The organism is Ascidiimonas meishanensis, assembly GCF_037782385.1.
Taxonomy (GTDB): domain Bacteria; phylum Bacteroidota; class Bacteroidia; order Flavobacteriales; family Flavobacteriaceae; genus Ascidiimonas; species Ascidiimonas meishanensis.
In genome coordinates this window covers 140,813-160,676 of record NZ_JBBEXD010000006.1, presented here as the reverse complement: position 1 = coordinate 160,676, position 19,864 = coordinate 140,813, and the positions used below count along the sequence as shown (strand labels likewise).

The window sequence follows — 19,864 nt, the reverse complement described above, 5'->3', positions numbered from 1 at the left end:
TTAGTCAAAATAATCGAGATTCATCATTGAATCTTTACGTGGAAGAAATAAGTAATTTATCTAATTCTTTTTCTGCCTCTTCTTCTGAAATTTGACCCTCTTGTAATTGTTGAAAAATATCTTGAGCACTTAATTGATGTTCTTCCTGATTACTCTTATTGATATTCCGGATTTTTTTGATTGCAAATGATTTGATTTCAACTAATAACTGTTCATTTTCATTCACTAAGAAAATGTCAAAATACTTGATTCCTTGTAGCACTTTTTTCTCATTGGTCACATTTCTAATTTGTAGATAGCACGAAGGAGATAGTGCTTTGAAAACTTTAATTTCTGCTATACTAAAAGGAAGATATTGACCATCTAATTCTTCATCTCCAAAGCCATAGAATGCAATAAGCGATTGGAATGCAGCATCAAGTATAGCTGGATGTAAAATAAAAGGATCTAATGTTTTTTGCAATGGATCATTCACTTCTATCAATGCAGTTGCTTCATCCTCTTGTAACCAAATAGATTTGATCAAACGAAATTCTTTTCCATATTCTAAACCATAAGTTGTAAACTTTTTATATAATAAATCTACCTCCAATTGAACGCCTTGTTCCAATTGTAATGTTTTATTAAATTCTCCTTGAGTAGAAACATAATTTCCTTCCAACGAAGCGTAGACCAAATTATCTTCATCAACAAACTGAATTTTAAAACTATCTTGAGTAGAAATACTGAAATCAACATATAATTTTCGTACCTCCTCCACAGTAAATGGTCGTATCCAACTAACCTCTTTGATAATAATATTTTTTTGAGTATTAATTAGTCTAGCAGCAATTAGTCCCATTTCAATATAAGCGGCTCCCGGAAACATAGGTTGACCGTTTACTATATGATTTTTTAGGTAAAATTCTTTTCCAGTAAAAGTACTTTCAAACCTATATCCGTCCAGAGTAGAAATATTCTTGTGGACTAATGGGTGTAATTGATTTTCGAACCCTTTTTTATGGGTAGAACCCTTATTTTCTTCTATCCAATAACGCTCTCCAATAAAAGGATAGGTAGGTAAAGGAACAGTACAATATTTCTTTTCTATATTTATTAATATGCATTCCCAATTGATATATTTTCCTTGTAAATAATGCGCTGCAATGGATTCAAGGTTCTTTTTATAATTGGACTTATCGGTTAATGAAGTATTTAATTTTATGTAGGTCTCTTCCAAATCTATTTGTACAGGTTCCATAGAAGGTAGTGCTTCACCTTTATTTATCTTTTCCACGAGTTCTTGTATACTCTCTACTACAAAGATTTCTCTACAACTAAAATGTTCTCGCCTTTGCTGGAAGGTATAGGCAATATCTTCTAGGTGAAATACTGGTTCTTTTTCAAGCCATTTTAATACTTGTTTTTTTAGGCGTGCTAACACTTTTTCATTTTCTGCAGACAATGGGATCAAATAGTAGGGTTTTAGCATTCTTGTCTCCTTTTTATAAGCAGGTGGTTCTTCTAAAACCATATGAGCATTAGTACCACTAAACCCAAAAGAACTAATAGCTGCCCTTCTTAACGGATAATGTGGAGAAGTCCAATTAGCTAATTTTTGATTGACTTTAAAAGGTGAATTTTGGAAATCAATTAATTTATTTGGTTCTTGAAAATTAATTGATGCAGGTATTGTTTGGTATTTAAAAGAGAGCATTATTTTTATAATACCCGAAATACCCGCAGCCGCGGCTGTATGCCCAATATTCGTTTTAATAGAGCCTATATTACAAAACTGTTTCTTATCTGTATATTTTTTGAAAGCGGTAGTTAACGCTTCTACTTCAATTGGATCTCCTAACTTAGTTCCAGTGCCATGAGCTTCTATATAGCTAATGGTTTCGGGATTGATACCTGCATTCTTGTAGGCTTCTAATTCTACAGCTGTTTGTGATATAGTACTCGGTGCTGTAATCCCATTAGTTTTTCCATCTTGATTGATACTACTACCCTTAATAACTCCATGAATATAATCACCATCCCTTATAGCAGCATCGTAAGGCTTTAATACAATTGCCCCTACGGCTTCTCCTGGTCCAAACCCATTAGCACTATTATCAAAAGTCTTACATTTCCCTTCTGGAGATAACATATTACCGTTGCTAGCTACTAAATAATAGTCGGGATCTATAGAAATAAAGACCCCACCGGCAATTGCCATTTCTGATTCTCCTGACAAAATGCTAGAACAAGCAAGATGAGTTGCTACGAGTGATGAGGAACATGCTGTATTGATAGCTATACTTGGTCCTTTAAGATTGAGGTAATATGAAATACGTGCTGCGAGCACTGATGTTTCATTCCCCCAAAAAGATTGAGCCTGTTTTGTAACTCCTCCTTCTTCCATGCGTTTGAGATATCCTCCCGGACCTACCCCTACAAATACCCCACAGCGTTTTCCAGTCATTTTTGTTTCTCCATAGCCCGCATGTTCTATGGCTCTATAACTTTCTTGTAAAAAAATTCTTTGTTGAGGATCTGTTTGAATCGCTTCCTTGGGAGAAATATTAAAGAAGTTAGCATCAAATTTGTCAATATCTTTCATAAATCCTCCCCACTTACAATAGGTTTTTTCCATATTTTCAGGATTCGGATCATAGTATTCTTCATTACTCCATCTTTCTTCTGGAACTTCTATAATAGAATCCTTTTCATTACAGAGGTTTTTCCATAATTCTTCTGCATTGGCAGCATCTGGAAATCTGCCTGAGTACCCTATAATAGCGATATCCTTTTTTTGATATTCTTGAGATATTGGTATTTGCACCTTTGTTTCATCTGCCAAAGAAATCTCCGGCATTTCCACCATAATTCTCCCTATTACTTCTCTTTTTTCTTTTTCTTGATAGGCTTCTTTGATTTTAGAAAAAGGATACGTTTTATGCACAGTGGCTTTAACCTTATCTTCTTTAAGGTAGGTTGCCAAAATATTTAAATATTTTTGCCTTTTTTCAGGAGCATCTAAAAAGAATTTTTTAATGTTTAAGCTATAAAAAGTCTGGTTATGAATAAGGTTGGAAAGATTTAAGGCTTTGCTAGTTTGTAAACCAAATACCGCCAATTCTACATAGCGCCCATTTGGAGCAAGAAGATTTATTCCTTTTTGGATCGCCTTTCCCGCTACCGTATTTAAAACTACATCAACGCCTCGGTTATTTGTTATTGCCTTAACGCGGTCTTCAAAATCTTCAATTTCATGATTGATAATATGCGCTACTCCAAGTTTTCTAAGGTAAGTCTCTTTTTCTTTAGAGCTCACAGTGGTAATAATTTCTGCCCCTACGAGCATAGCCAGTTGTATGGCTATTAACCCATTATTTCCTGTTCCCGTTTGAATTAGAATTTTTTCACCTTTTTGTAATGTTGCCTTTTCTATGGCTACATACGTACTTAAAAAAGGTACTGCAATACCTCCAGCTTCTACATGACTAATATTGCTAGGTTTTTTAACTACAAAATTAGCATCTGTATTAACAATACTAGCTTGACCTCCCATCTCAGGTCGAGTAAGTGCGATTATTTCGTCTCCTGGTTTTACATGAGTTACTCCAGCACCAATTTTTTGAACTACCCCAGAAACCTCTACCCCAGGGATAAAAGGGAAATCAGGCATAATAGGATACAACCCTTTTAACAAAAGAAAGTCTGAAAAATTTATAGGAAAAGCTTTAACCAGTACCTGTACCTCATTAGGTTCAGGATTTACCGGTTCTATTTTTGCTACAGATATATCTCCATTAATTACGGGTTTTTTAATGACAACTGCTTGAAAACCTTTTTCATTCTCTTGAATTTCATTGGTATCAATATCCAAAAAATTATCCCATTTTTCTTGCTCTTCGGGATGTTGTTGATCTAAATTATCAAAGTAATCTTCAAATAAACCATTCTGAGAATCCACATTCGTAGAAAAAAAATCGCTTGTAGCATCTTCTAATACATCTTCTGTTTCAAATAAAGCAGTTATTTCTGACTGTATTGTTGGTTCTTGTACTAATGCTTTTTCATTGTTTGATAAAAAATGCAACTGATCTTCATAATTAGCTACGATAAAATCAACTAAACTAGTAACATTTGTATAGTCAAAAATTACTATGGTCTTTAGTATGATACCTAATTTATTGTTAAGAAGATTTATTAATTCTACTCCTATAATAGAATCTATTCCATAAGAAGAAAAAGATTTCTTCAGAGATATCTCCTCTATAGAAATAGTAAGTGTTTTAGATATACTCTCCAGCACTATCTCTTGAACGCTTTCTAATAAAGATTGAGTAGTATTAGTACTTTCTTTTGCTTCAAATTCAACAGGCTCCGTAACAAATAAATTTTCAGATGTAACTAAAGAATCTTGATCTACGGTTTCTGAGAGAACAGGTTGTTCATCTGTATGAATCTTTTCTGCAAAATTATCTGTGATATATGTGGTAAGTTGCTCTATGGAAGGATAATCAAAAATAATAATCGTTTTAAGAACAATACCTAAAGCTTCATTAATTCTACTTATTAATTCTACTCCTATAATAGAATCTAATCCGTAGCTTGAAAATGGTTTAGTTAATGAAATAGTATTTGGGTCTAGACTGAGAACTTGTGCAGTCTTGGCTATGATAACTTTTTTAATTTCACTATTCTTAGACATGACTCATGTTTTTTTGATGGATTATCTTTTCTTTAATTATGGCATTTGATTTTTTACCAATAATTACATTATGCACTAGATAAAGATCATTTGGGGCTTTTCCAAGAGTTGTAAGCTCTTCAAAACCTTGTTTTAGAAGATGATCTTTCCAAGAATTTAACGTTAATAGTGGAGAGCCTGTAATTCGAGTAGAATCATTTTTATGCAACCACCATCCTTTTAGCAAACCAAAGACAAGAGAATGAAATTCCATTAATGTAGTAGCTTCATTAAGAACTAACCAACCGTTATTTTTGAGTAAAAAATTAACATTGCCTAGCGTGTATTGGATATCGTTAGTAGCGTGTAAGACATTAGCCCCAATAATAAGATCAAAATCAGATTCCTCAAACCCTTGAGACTCTATTGGTTTTTCTATATCTAATAGATTAAATTCTAAAAACGAATATGTAGGCTCATAATTTTCTTTTCCATAAGCTAAGAATCGCGGTGATATATCTGAATATACATAGGTTATATATTGATGATACTCTTGTATCACTTTTAATATATTTTCTGTGGTTCCCCCAGTACCTGCACCTATTTCAAGAATTTTAATTTTTTCATTCTTTTTAAGTCTAGGTATCTTATCTTCTATGAAGACTTTGATTGCCTTCCCCACATTTTCATTACTATAATCTGCCAGTGGATTATTCTTGTAGACATCCTTTACCAGATCCATACTGGCATTAGGGAAAATAATATCAGTGGCAAGCATTTTACCGGTTAATATTTCTGGATAATGTTTTATACACGTTGTTTGTAACCTTATAAAGGGTTTCAAAAAAGGAAATTGTCTAATAAATTCTTCTTCCTTAGATTCTAGTGCTACTAAAATTTTCTTTACAGATGGATTATCAATTTGTTTGGTGGTTATTAGCTGATCCTTATTTGCTTTTATAAATTTTGCACGATTCAACATTTTCAATACATTAAGAAACAAATTCTTATATTCATCTTGAACTTGTAATCCCGCTATTAAGTCCTTAATGAAATATTTTTCTCCGGCCTGTTTAAAAACACCCATTTTCTGAAATGTTTTCAAGAGTAAAAACCATCCATATTTTTCAAGGTTTCGCAACCCCTTATCAAATGCTATTGCCTGAGGCATAAGGGATACTTCGGGAAGCAATTCTTGAATTGATTTAACCTGGAGATGATTTTGTTTCCAAGAATCATTAGTTGTAACTAAACCAATTTCCTGCAAAACCTTATCATTAGATTTTATAGCAATAATCTGTTTATAAGTAGAAGCCAGTGCACGTTCAATAGCCTCTATGCCTTGGGTTACTTGAATAGATTCATAACCCTGAGCCTTTATACTATTTTTGTATTTTTCTCCTGACACTATACCTACACTACCCCAGTATCCCCAATTAATTATTTTTGCATTCATAGTGGGATATTGACCTATTGCCATTCCTATACTATCTTTTAGAGTACTGGCTGCTGCATAACTGCTTTGACCTAAAGATCCTGTGAATGATTGGACCGATGAAAAGAACAATACAAAATCAAGTATCTCATTTTCAATTGCTTTGAATAGATTAAAACTACCTATACCTTTTGGAGCCAATACCTTTTGTAAATCATCCGTTTCCATTCTTTCTATAATCTTATCCTCCAAAATAATAGCAGAATGAATAATCCCATGTATGGTTGAAAAAGCGTGTTTCGCTTTCTCTATCACTTCTTTAGTACTTTTTATATCACTAATGTCTGCCGCAGAGTATAAAGCCTCACCCCCCAAAGATTCTATTTCTTGAATTTTGCTTGTTATTTCTTGATTTTGTTGACGACGACCTGTAAGTACTATTTTTGCTTTGTATTTTTCTGATAAATATTTACTTAAAGCAAAGCCAATACCTCCAACACCTCCAATAATAAGGTAAACTCCCCCTTGTCTGAATTTGGATTGTTCTGGACTTTCTAAGGTTATCTCTTTTATCTTTTTGATTAATCTATGTCCTTGATAATAGACAATTTCTTCTCCTTTTTTATGTGGTGGTTCTAGTATTAGCTGATTGCATACCTCTGCTAAAAATTCTGAAGCATTTAATTCGCTTTGCGCTGCGCATAGGGTTATACAGCTCACTCCTATATGTTTATATTCTTTGGCTAGTGTTTTTGAAAAACCAATTAAATCACTATTTACTGGATCTATTGTTGTATTACCTACTCCAGATTGCGTATTGTGTACTAAAATTTTAATCTGTTTTATTTCTTGTATTTGATTGAATTGACCTAAGGCTTTAATTAGTTTAAAAAAGAAATAGATACCTTCTTCTTGTTGTTGTATAAATTCCCCTGAAGAAGTAGCCATCAAATCTTTAGACCTGCTTTTCCCTAAAAAATACACTTCACCTAAATTTGAAATATGTTGTAAAAAGTCATTTAATGCTTCTGGAGTATTATAATTTACTTCTTGATGATTGGTATTTATTCTTTGGTTTTTGGTTCCAATTTTAATCAAAAAAGGAGTCTGTTTTCTAAGTTTTCCTAGCAGCTCTTTCGCAATGAATTCTTCATGTTCAGCATATACTATCAAGGTGTTTTTAGATGAGATATTTGCTGCAAAATCTTTTTTTAATGGAGCTTTGAACCACTGAGGTGTGTAGAAGAATTTACTTAAATCTGTGTTTTCTTCTAATTTTCTAATCCGAACACCTAAGAGATATAAAACCGATTTCCCTTGTAGATTCAGCAAGTGTACCTCAAACTTATCAGAATCATCAGTTCTTACATAAACGTAAGCTACATTATCAAGACTTTTATAATGTTCTATTTTTTCAACATAATAAGGAAGCCTTGTTTTTGGTATTTGATAGGGCATCTCCAAAGTAGCTATGGTTTGTAAAGCGGCATCCATTACCGTTGGATGCCAAACCAATGTATTGATTTCTTGCATATCAATTGCTGCGACATCTATACTGGCTAAGGCTTCTTTTTTACCTATTAAAACTTCTTTTATACCTCTGTAATAATTTCCATATTGCAAATGAATTCGTTCAAATTCATCGTACACTTTAGATTGTTCTAATTTTTTTGAGGCCTTTACTTTTATAGCTTCAACATTAAAATGTTGAGAAACACTTTTCTTTTGATCAACGAAATTTCCTTGGCAGTATACTATATTTTGGTTGGAGTGTAATGTGTATATTTCAAAAGCATACACGCCTTTTTGTTTGTTTAATTTAATATAAACTTTAGTGTCCTCTGCTAATTTAAGCGTCTTTAACCATACCACATTTGTAACTAAATACTTCTTTTCTTCTCCAAGATAATTTAAAGCTGCTCGCGCCATTTCAAGATAAGCAACCCCTGGCAATACAGGATTACCAGCAACGTGATGATCCATTACTATAGCATCTGACTTTTTCAAGATTGTTTCAAAAACCAACCCATCTTTTAAAGAATCTTCTGTTACCAAACGGTTTAAAAGTGGATGAGAACTCGTTGATGGCAATGGCTGTTCTTTCTTTTTAGGAGTAGGTAACCAATGACGTATCTTAGCAAATGGATATGTTGGAATAGATACTTTTATTGGTTTTTTAGTTTTATATAATTTAGTCCAGTCAATAGAAGCTCCCCTTACCCAAAAACGTGCCAATTCTTCTAATCTCTTTTCCTCTGTAAGCAGCGTTATTTCTTCTAACTCTTTATCGGAAAACATAGTGGGAAGATCCATATCTACAGAACCTTCATATACAGAACTCTGTGGATCTTTACTTGAATAGGCATATAACGATGCTAGTAATTCGTCATCTGTACTCGTTATAATGGCTAGTCTTTCATCTAGCTCAGCTCTACCTACCTGTAAAGTGTAGGTTATTTCGTTTAATGAAGGGGTTACATCTTTAGTTATTTCTTTTTGCGATAATTTATCAGAAATTTGAATTGTAAGCTTTTTTATGGAAATAGTATTGTCTAGAATACTATTATCAATAACCATATTCTCATTTTTTTTGAGATCATTAATTAAATATTCAAAATGTATTAGATCTATTCCAAGATCTTCTAAGGTATCATCGGGATTAATATCGTCTGCTACAACTCCAATATATTTAGCTATTTTTTCACGTATATTTTTATTAAAAGCAGCAGTAGATGCTTCATCTAGTGGTTGCGTTGATTTTTTTCTTTTCTCTAGAAAATCAATATAATCCCTCACATAAACTCGCAACTGTTCTTTTGTCTTGGCAGATAAAACAAAAAGTGTAGGTTCTAAGGTCTTTGTAGTTCTTTGATCATCCTTCCAGTTAAATTCTTCTAATAAAACATGAGCGTTAGTACCACCAAAACCAAATGAACTCACACCTGCTCTTCGTGGTATATCGTTATTATTTTCATCTTTTAACCGCTCCCAGTCTTGTGTTTTTTGAACGATATAAAAAGGGCTTCCCTCCAGCTTTAGATAAGGATTTATAGTATTAATATGTAATGTTCCTGGCAGTTTTTCATGCTTCATTGCCAAAAGAGCTTTAAATATTCCTGCCAAACCAGCACAAGTTTCTAAATGCCCTATATTTGTTTTAACAGACCCTATACCACAGGTAGGGTTTTTTGGTAAAGAAATCCCCTTCTCCTTATATAAATCTTTAAATGCCTTCTTTAATCCATTAACTTCAATAGGGTCTCCTAAACTAGTGCCCGTACCATGAGCCTCCATATAAGAAACAGTAGATGGGTCTATATTACCTTCTTTAAATGCCATCTTAATAAGTTCAGATTGCGCATTGGGGTTAGGGGATGTCATTGTATTGACTTTTCCGCCGTGATTTACAGAACTTCCTCTTATAATACCTTGAATGTTGTCTCTATCTGCAATAGCTTTGTGAAGCGGCTTTAAAAGAACGGCTCCTATTCCTTCTCCTCTTACATATCCATTTGCACTTTCATCAAAAGTTTTGCATCTACCATCTTGACTGAGCATCCCAGCTCTGTTGAAAGAAATAAAAATTGTGGGACTTAATAACAAACTCACAGCTCCTACTACTGCCATCTCACAACCTCCTGTTCGAATGGATTCTATCGCAGACCTTATGGCCACTAAAGAACTAGAACAGGCAGTATCTATAGGAAAACTAGGCCCTTGAAGGTTTAACAAATAAGAAACGCGATTCGCTAAGATTGAGTGAAAGTAACCGGTGGTAGTATATGCCTCTATATCTAGCTTTTGTTCCTGCATTAAATCATAATAATCATGCGCAGAGACTCCTACATACATTCCTGTTTTACTATCTACTAAATCCGATGGTTTATAACCTGCATCTTCTATAGTTTGATAAACAATCTGTAAAAAATATCTTTGCTGAGGATCCATAAGTGCTGCTTCTCTTGGTGAAATCCCAAAAAAACTTGCGTCAAACCAACCAGCATCTTCTTTAATAAATCCTCCCCATTTTATATTGGTTTTGTTAGGTTCTTTTTGCGGATCTCCATAATATTTCTCCCAATCCCATCTGCTTTTTGGTATTTCTGTAATTAGATCTTTTTCATTTAAAATATTTTCCCAAAACTCATCCAAACTACTAGATTGTGGTAATTTAGCGGCCATTCCAATTATAGCAATAGCGTCTTTATCTACCTCATCAATTCTGTTTTGTTCTGTAAATGAAGGGTTGGAGATTTTGGTAGCAACTGGAATATTTGAAATTGATGGCGCGCTACCATTTATTTTTATTTTTTCTTCTGAAATTGTTTTATCAGTGTTATTTGCTACAAAATAGCTACGCAATAAATCTTTATATTCTTCTATTAGGTGCTGTTGAACTTCTATAATTGAAGCATATTCAAAGAATATTGCAGGTGTAAGGTCTAAACTAAAAGTATTATTAAGTTCGTTAGCCAGTTCTGTGAATTTGATAGAATCAAAACCATAATCACTTAAACTAGATTTTACATTAATACGATTTTCATCCAATTTTAAAATGGTAGACACCTGTTTTATAAGGGTTTCTTGCAGAAATTTATCGTAATTAATAGTTTCGTTTGATGTTGATGATAAAATTGAATTTTCTTTAGCTTCCAGATTTGGTATTTCAAGCTTCTTCTTATAAAATTTGTTTAAAGTTTCCTCATGTTCCTCCATAACATGTTCTACTAATGATGCTATAGTTTGATATTCAAAAAATACAGCAGGAGTAATATCCAAATCAAAAGTCTCATTAAGTTGGTTGGTTAATTTGGTAAATGACACCGAATCGAATCCATAAGCTGAAAATTCATTTTTGATATTTATTTTTTCAACATCAAGTTTAATGATGGAAGAAACCAAGGATAGCAACGCTTGCTGAAAAAGATTGTTTATTTCATCTGGATCTGGTGTTATTGTTTCTTGCTCTGACATAGATTTATGTACTTTTTCAATCTCTACTTCTTGTTTGGTAATTTCCTGTTTCTCATTTACAGGAATAGGTGCTGCCAACTCTATATATTTAGAGAGTTTTGCAGTATACCCCTCTATATATGCTATTTGATCTTTATCAGTAGTTAATGCATATGCTACTATCCTTTTTGCAGAATGATCAGACATTGGAGTAATTCCAAGAGTTCGCTCCATAAGTGCTATGGTGTTCTCTTCTAACCCCATCCCACCATTTTCCCACAATGACCAATTTATAGTGGTTGTTTTTCCGAAACGAGTTCCATTTGCTACTTCGCCATTTCGTCTTGTTGCAAAAGCATCCATATATGAATTGGCATAAGCATAATCTGATTGTCCGGCATTTCCTAAAATAGCAGCGGCCGCAGAAAATAAAAGAAAAAATTCTAACGGTTCACTGGCAAGTATTTCATCCAGAACATTTAATCCTTTTATTTTGGTTTCAAAAACTGATTCACAATCCGCTTGTTCTTTATTAGGGAGATAAGCGTCCCGCAGTACGCCTGCTGAGTGTATAACACCTTGTATTTTAGATGTCTGTTTTAAGCTTTTAAATACTTCCTCTATCTGCTTTTTATCACTCACATCTGTTTGAATATATTCTATGAATGAAGAATTTTTAGCATTCATAAAAGCTATCTGGTCTTGTTTTTCTTTACTGAGAATAGACCTTCCTAACAATACTATATGATTTGAGTTTTCATTAGCTATCCATTCAGCAACCTTCAGACCAATAGCGCCAGCACCACCCGTAATTAATATTATTCCATTATTTTTTAAGTTGATTTGCGATGAAACCAAAAGGGAGGTATCCATTTGCTCCCATTTTCTTTCCAATCTTTGGTGATTAGCATAACGCACATCCCATACTTCTTTTTCTTCATTTCTAAGTTCGGCAGCAATAACAGCACCTCGTTTTGTATGGTTATCAATACCAAGGGTTTTGAAATGTTGATTTGAGTACTCTTTAGATATTGCTTTAGACAATCCATAAAAAGCAGCGCCATAAGGATTTGATTCTTTGCTCGTTGACTCATAAACCCATATCCATTTAATTCTTTTTTTACGGTTAAAGACCAATATGTTTTGTAATAAAAATAATGCTGGGTAAAAACCATTACTCAAAGCTAAATCACAATCTGGCGATTGATTAGACCAACAATGAACAATTTTCTCAGGTATTAGGTCATCTGATTTCAAATGATCAATTAGTCTACCATAATCATCAGGGTTTTTATGATTTATGATATAATTATAGGCATCAGTGCGTTTAAAATCTGTTCCCTTTTTTACTAGTACAATCTTTGTTTCTCCTATATAAGAGTTGTTCAGATGGCTTAGCAATTCTTGTTTTAATTGAATACTCTCATCAAACAGCAACACTCTTTTGGGAGCCGGACTGTTTATAACAGCCACACTTGTTTCTTGCCAAACCGGAGTTAAAAGGAGGTTGGTATGAAAATTTGGTGTCTCCATTGGAGGTTTTATAAAAGGCCGCGGAATAAGATCCTTTATTTTAACCAATACATTACCTTCTAAATCTAATAGTGTGATTTGAAATTTTTTGAGAGAACTTACGGCTCCATGTACCATTTTTACATAGGTAATGCATTTTTTTGGTATGCTTGGAGATAAGATTTCTACTTGATTTATACTGAATGGAATATTAAGTGTCTTTAATAAACCATGTCTATCTAAAAGCCCCAATAATGTTTGTAAGGCTGAATCCATAAGGGCTGGATGCAAACAATACGCTTCATATTCGTGCTCTAAATGTTTTGATAATTCTATATAAGATAAAGCCTCTACCTCCCCAAAATTAATTTCTTGTAGCAGTTGAAAGCTTTTTCCTAGTTTAAGTCCTTTATGGATTATTTTCTGATAAAAATCGGAAGGCGCTACTGAATCCTTACAACGACTTTTAATAGAGGCTGTATCTATAACTTCTGAGACTGATTTTTCATCTTCATTTTGCAGTACTACTATACCTTGTCCACATATTTTTCCGTTTGCACTGATCTCATAACCCCATCCTTTAGGCGTTTCTTTTAAGACAGTTTCTACTTTAATTCTCTCTTTATTTCCAATAATGGGATTAGGCCAAGCATTATTATTAATTTTAACTACTTTCTTCCCAGTTGCTTGCGCTACCGCAACTCTTGCCATTTCTATATATGCAACTGCCGGAAGAATAGGTTGGTTTATAACGAAATGATCATCTAAATAAAATTCTGCACTAAGCAATTCACTTTCAAATTTCACAATTGTAGGCTCAGAAACATTAGAATGAATTAATGGATGTATTCTGTCTTCTTTGACAACCGTTTTTGTATCTAATACGGATGAAATTTGATCCTTAAACCAGTAACGTTCTCTTGAAAACGGATATAGTGGTAATCTGATTCTATTGCCTGTTGTAACAACTAATTCTCCCCAATTTATTTTTACTCCATGTAGCCAGAAATAAGCTATTTGTTTCCAATCTTTATTGCTTAGAGCTGTATTTAATGCTTCTTTAGTGTATAGAATATCTTTTAAGCCAACGCCTGTTTTGATATGATTACTTTTAGGCGCATTACTATCCTGTTCAACAAATAAAGATAATTGTCTTACCAAGCTATCTTTATCATTAGTCATAAAAGCAATACGCTCTTCCATGTCCGTTCTGGATACCTGCAGTGAGTAAATAATATCTACCAGTGAATCTGATGAGTTTTTAACAAACTCAATCATAGATTTTATATAGACTATAAGTTGCTCTTTATTTTTAGCAGACATGATAAATAACAGCGGGTAACCATGCTCTCTTGGTGTTAGGGCGAAATTCTTATACTCGCATAAAATAGCATGTGCATTTGCACCACCTGCACCAAATGAACTAATACCTGCTACCGCTTTTTCTGTATTCCAAGGAGTTTTTTCTTTTTGAACGGTATAGCAAGAGCCTTCAAAATCAATTTTAGGGTTTAGGTTTTGACTGTGTATGGAGGGAACTAAAGTTTTATGCTTCATTTGCAATAAAATCTTTGTTACTCCAGCTATTCCTGCAGCAGCTTCTAAATGCCCTATATTAGATTTCACAGAACCTACAGTAGCATATTTTTTTCCTTCCTGATAATTGGTTTTACCTAAAGCTGTTTTTAATGCATTGTCTAATCCTGATATTTCAATTGGATCTCCTAAAGATGTTCCTGTACCATGAGCTTCAAAATAAGTGATTTCTGAGGGATCAATTTTTGCTTTTTTTATTGCTTCTACGATTAAATCCGTTTGGGCATTCGGGTTAGGCACGGTATACCCGTGTGTATGACCTCCATGATTGACAGAAGTGCCTTTAATTACCGCATAAATATAGTCTCCATCTCTTTTAGCTTCTTCTAGCGGTTTTAAGAGGATAGCACCTACCCCTTCACCAGGAACAAAGCCATCTGCCTGATCTCCAAAAGTGTGGCATCTTCCTTTTTTAGAAAGCATATTCATATGGCAAAGCCATTCATATTTAGAAGGATGAAGATATAGATTAACGCCTCCTGCAATAGCAGTTGTACATTCCCTATTTTTAATACTTTCACATGCAAGATGTATTGCTGTTAAAGAAGAAGCACATGCCGTATCTACTGCCATACTAGGTCCCTCAAAACCTAACGTATAGGAGACTCTATTAGCTATGGACCAAGGTAAATCTTTGGGTACAGACCTATTACCTTGTCTCCAGGCTTCTGGACCCCATAAAGAATGAGTAAGCGTAGTAACTCCGGCAAAAACCCCTACCTTTTTTATACTCCCATCTTCATTTTTACCTGATAATTGTTCTGGCGTATATTTCGCATCTTCAATAGTATGCCAAGCAGTTTCTAGAAATATCCTTTCCTGGGGATCCATTAACTCTGCTTCATTAGGAGAGATTCGAAAAAATAAAGGATCAAATTTATCTGCGTCTTCTAAAAAACCACCCCAAGCGCAATAGGATTTCCCTTCTGATGCTTCATATTCTTTTTCAAAATCCCAACGCTCTTTTGGAATTTCAATTACACAATCTTTTCCTTCTTCTAAATTCTTCCAAAATATATCAAGGTTTGGAGCTTTTGGATATCGCCCGCTTACACCTATAATAGCAATATCAGATTGTACATTTTTTGTAGTACGATCATCACTCTGTTCTTCTTGTGTAAATATTTTATTTACTTCAAATTCTTTTTCCTTTACGGCCCCCTCTTTGTTCTTTGTATTCTGAGATGGCTCTTTTAATAAATATTGAAAAGCGTTCTTATTTTCATTAAAGAGATATTCTGAGAGTTCGTTAATCGTATGGTATTCGTAAAGAAGTGTTTTTGATACTTGTCCTATTTTCTTTTCCAAACGGATATTAAATTGGTTTATCATTATAGAATCTATACCATATTCTTCAAAGTTTGTATGATCTTCTAGCTCTTCTATTGATAGTTCTAATATCTCAGAAAAAATTTCTGTTAACACTTGCTTTACCTGTTCTATCGAGATATTTTCTATTTCTTTTGCTATAGGAAAGTTACTTTTTGATGGCTCTTCTTCTTTTTCTATAAAATCCTTTATTTTTTCAACATCTCCATAGCAGTACATATACTGACCTGATGGTTGTTGTAAAATTGTTTCTAGAATTTGAACACCCTCTTTTGTTGGCATTGCTTTTAAGCCGGTCTTATCGTTAAAAATTGACCCTTGACCAATTACTTTCATACCCCCTTGCTCCCATAGAGGCCAGTTTATAGAATAACTTTTACCCCTTCGCTTTCCTTCTTTTTCTAATTGTTCTCGTTGTATTATGAAATTATCCATAAAACTATTGGCATATGCATAGTCACATTGTCCTGAATTACCAAATTCGGCTACTACAGAAGAAAAACAGACAAAGAAGTCTAAAGTATCCTCTTTAGTATATTTATCAAGGTATATAGTTCCTTGTACCTTTGGTTCCAGAACTTTCTGTATATCTTGTACCCTCTTTTGTGTAAAAAAAGAATCTTGTAAAACTCCTGCTCCATGAAAAACACCTCTTAAAAGACCAAATTCTTTTCTAATATTATGAAGTAGTTGTGCTACTTCTTTTTCATCACTTATATCTGCTCTTTTATAAGTTACATTTAGCAAATTACTAGTAAGCGTTTGAAGGAACTCTTCTTGATCTTTTGCTAATAAAGACCTACCCACTAATATTACATTAATTGATGATTTTTTAGGGAAAAAGTTTTGAGCCAGTAACAAACCTAATCCTCCAAACCCGCCAGTAATCAAATAAGTGCCGTTATTTAAAGAAATAGAGGATGCTGTTAATTTCTTGATTACTCTTTTGCGATTATATCTAATTTGATTTCGATATACAACGGAATGCTTAAAACCTATGTGATACTGTAATTCTTTCCATATACATGCGAATACTTCTTGTTGGATATTTTCTTGTTCTATACAAACAGTTCTAACAAATAATTTTGGATTTTCTAAATTTATTGTTTTTCCAAAAGCACTTAATGCCGTGTAAAATGGAGTATCCTTAGTATTCTTTGAAGGCACAATAAATAGTATTTCAACAGGTTTTTTACTTTTGTTAAGTACGAACTCATTTAGGATTTCAAAAGCTGTTTTAATACTTTGGTCTAGAACATTATCTAAAGATTGACTATTATTTTTATTACTCGATATTATTAGTATCTGATCGGGAATCTCACTTTCCAAAAACGAATAATCTAATAATTCTTTATATGTTAGCTTAATTAAACTAGTACTATTATCTGTCTTTAAAGAATCTTCAAAATATAATTCTGCTTGTTTTAAAATGTCTTTTTCTTTACTTAAGACCAAAACATTTTTATTCCCCTGAAAAGTATTAATGTCAGTACTTATTTCCCAATCAGGACAATAGACCAAGCCATTGTCGTTATTTAAAGAAGTGCTAATTTGTGTTTGATCAGCAGCTATTGAAGAGAAATCTTGAGATTTATTAATAGGGAATTTCTTTCTCTCAAAAAAATAGGTTGGTAATGCTAACTTATTAAACTTACTATCATAAACTTTTTCCCAACGCATATTAATCCCAAGCATATATAGTTTTAATATATCTGCATAGACCTCTTTTTTGCAACTAGGGGGTTGAATTACTGTGTGTATACTATCTAAATTTCCATTTTGATTAAAATCAATAATTGACACCTTATCAACAGGCCAGTCTACATGTGTAATTTCTTGTGCATATGTATGTATCCATTCTAATGGATTTTTTATCTCTGGAAAGTAATTCTTACTAAAATGTTGTTTGACTCCTTCAAAATTTTCTTTTTCCTGTTTTTTAGATATGCTCGCTGCAATTTCAGACCAGTTTGCATCGTCACTAAGACAAATATTTATTAAATTTTCTTTGGAGATTGATCCAGATTTGATGAGAAATAATAGCTGTTCATACTCCTTATTATTTATTTTAAACTTATTGCTTAATTTCCATCTATCATTCAGCCTATTGATAGAATTATTCGCTATTAGGATGGTTAATAAAAGCTCTTTTGTAGTTACGGTGTTTTCCCAATCTAAAGAAACCGCAGATGATATCATGGTTTTAACATCAAGATTATAGGCCTCTAAATAAGTATCCCATTCTTCTATAAATTTTTTAAACGTATACTGATTTTCTATAAGGGTTACGGCTTTATTTAATAATAAATTGACCGTTGATGCATCTAATTTTTGTACCTGAATTAGTCTTTTGACAAAATCTACAGAATATGCATATGGCATAATAATTTGATCTGAAGATTGATCAAGAAAAGAGATTCGTGGCCGCTGCATATTTAATCTTTCTAGTTGCTTTTTATTTTTTAATAAGAGTAAAGCATCTTTTACAGAAATCATTCCGCTGTAGACAGCAGCTAGGTAAACTCCATCTTTATCAGCAGTAACTATATCAGGATAAAAGCCCCATTCTTCGAGCAGTTTCAAATATGAATATGCGGTAATAAAGGAGAATATTTTTTTATTTTTTTTCCATTTTTTTTGCTCAAACTGGAATGAAAAAGTATTAATTCCTAAAAAATTAGTGAAATAATTTTTGAAGCTGGCAATTTTTTCCTTCAGCTGCGGGAATTTATCACAGAGTGGCTTAATTTCATCATAACCATTCCAACTGAATTCACTAATCTTAAGGGCAATCTTTTGATATTCTTCAGGAAGCTGTAATTCTTTGCGGTGTTTAATAGCTTCAACTAACTGTTGTTCATTAGATAATACTACTCCAAATCGAAACTTATAATGTTCTCTTTGTGCTAATGTTGCACAAATATCATCTAAAGTATACGTTGCTATATCTGGCTTTTTGATAAATTCATCCCATTTGTTTAAAATCCCTATGAGACTATTTTCGGTTTTAGCAGATAACATAAAAACATGATCTCTATCTTGCCCTCCGTCATTGTTATTTTTATTTGGAAACTCTTCAATAAGTAAATGTGAATTTACACCGCCCATACCTAGTGAAGTAACTCCGGCTCTTCGCAAATTATAATTACTTCCTGATTCCCAGTTTTGCAAACTATCTGAAATTTTAAAAGGAGAATTTTCAAAATCTATTAAGGGATTTACGGTATTGATATTAATAGAAGGAGGAATTTTTTGATACCGCATCATCATCAACACCTTAATGATTCCTGCAATACCCGAAGCTGCTTCTAGATGCCCTATATTGGTCTTTACGGAACCTATATGACAAAATTGAGTGGTTTCTGTATCTTTTCGAAAAGCAGTAGTCAAGGCTTCAACTTCTATAGGATCTCCTAAAGAAGTTCCTGTACCATGCGCTTCTATAAAAGAAATGGTATCTGTCTTTACATTTGCTTTTTGATATACGCTATTTATTAAACCTGCTTGAATCTTTGCATCGGGTGCGGTAATTGATCTTGTACTGCCTACGTGATTAACGGCAGATCCTTTTATGACTCCATAGATCTGGTTATTTTCTAAAATTGCATCCTCTAATCGTTGCAATATTAATAAACCGGCTCCTTCACCTGGAACAAAACCATTAGCGTCTTTATCAAAAGTTTTGCACTGCCCATCAGGACTTAACATTCTTGCTTCAGAAAATACCATATGATGCCATGGAGAATATGCCAGTCCAACACCGCCTGCAATTGAAAACTCACTTTCCTTACTTATTAAAGATTGGCACGCTTCATGAATTGCAACCATTGATGAGGCACATGCAGTATCAATAGTTAAACTTTTCCCCGTAAGTCCAAAAACATGTGAAATACGATTAGCGTGCATGCATTTAAAAGTTCCTATTCCGGAGTAACTATTTACCTCAGCATGGTTTACTGTAGAGCTATGCAAGAAATCCTGAGCATAGGCTCCAATAAATACAGACGTTTTTTCTTCTTTTAGTTTTTTAAAAGGTAATCCCGCATTTTCAATACTATGATAAGCACATTCCAATAGAATGCGTTGTTCAGGATCCATTTGGAAAACCTCCTTTGGAGATAGATTGAAGAAGCGATTGTCAAAACCTTCTATGTCTTCTAACATCGCACACCATTTAGAAATACTTTTATTCCTATTCTTTATATCGGTGTTAAATACTTTGTTAATATCCCAACGATTAGGAGTTACTTCTTTTACTGAATTGACTCCTTTGCATATATTATCAAAAAATTCGTATTCATCTTTTGCATCAGGAAAGCGACATCCTATACCAATTATTGCAATACTATTTTTGCTCATACCTAATGATTCATCTAGCG

2 protein-coding genes are annotated in these 19,864 nt (G+C 33.3%); both read right to left on the bottom strand.

All coding sequences use genetic code 11. The features are described from left to right. Positions 1 to 34: 34 nt before the first annotated feature. The gene (locus tag WBG07_RS12805; protein ID WP_340201869.1) at positions 35 to 4,681 is read right to left on the bottom strand and encodes a beta-ketoacyl synthase N-terminal-like domain-containing protein; all 4,647 of its coding nucleotides are present in this window, start codon (positions 4,679 to 4,681) and stop codon (positions 35 to 37) included. After that, the gene (locus WBG07_RS12800) at positions 4,674 to 19,844 is read right to left on the bottom strand and encodes an SDR family NAD(P)-dependent oxidoreductase (protein WP_340201867.1); all 15,171 of its coding nucleotides are present in this window, start codon (positions 19,842 to 19,844) and stop codon (positions 4,674 to 4,676) included. The genes WBG07_RS12805 and WBG07_RS12800 overlap by 8 nt, the downstream gene beginning before the upstream one ends. Between the last annotated feature and the right edge of the window lie 20 nt (positions 19,845 to 19,864).

Bases quoted from the DNA above. Each gene is read 5' to 3' on its own strand.
- WBG07_RS12805 (WP_340201869.1), bottom strand. From the start codon at position 4,681: ATGTCTAAGAATAGTGAAATTAAAAAAGTTATCATAGCCAAGACTGCA.
- WBG07_RS12800 (WP_340201867.1), bottom strand. From the start codon at position 19,844: ATGAGCAAAAATAGTATTGCAATAATTGGTATAGGATGTCGCTTTCCT.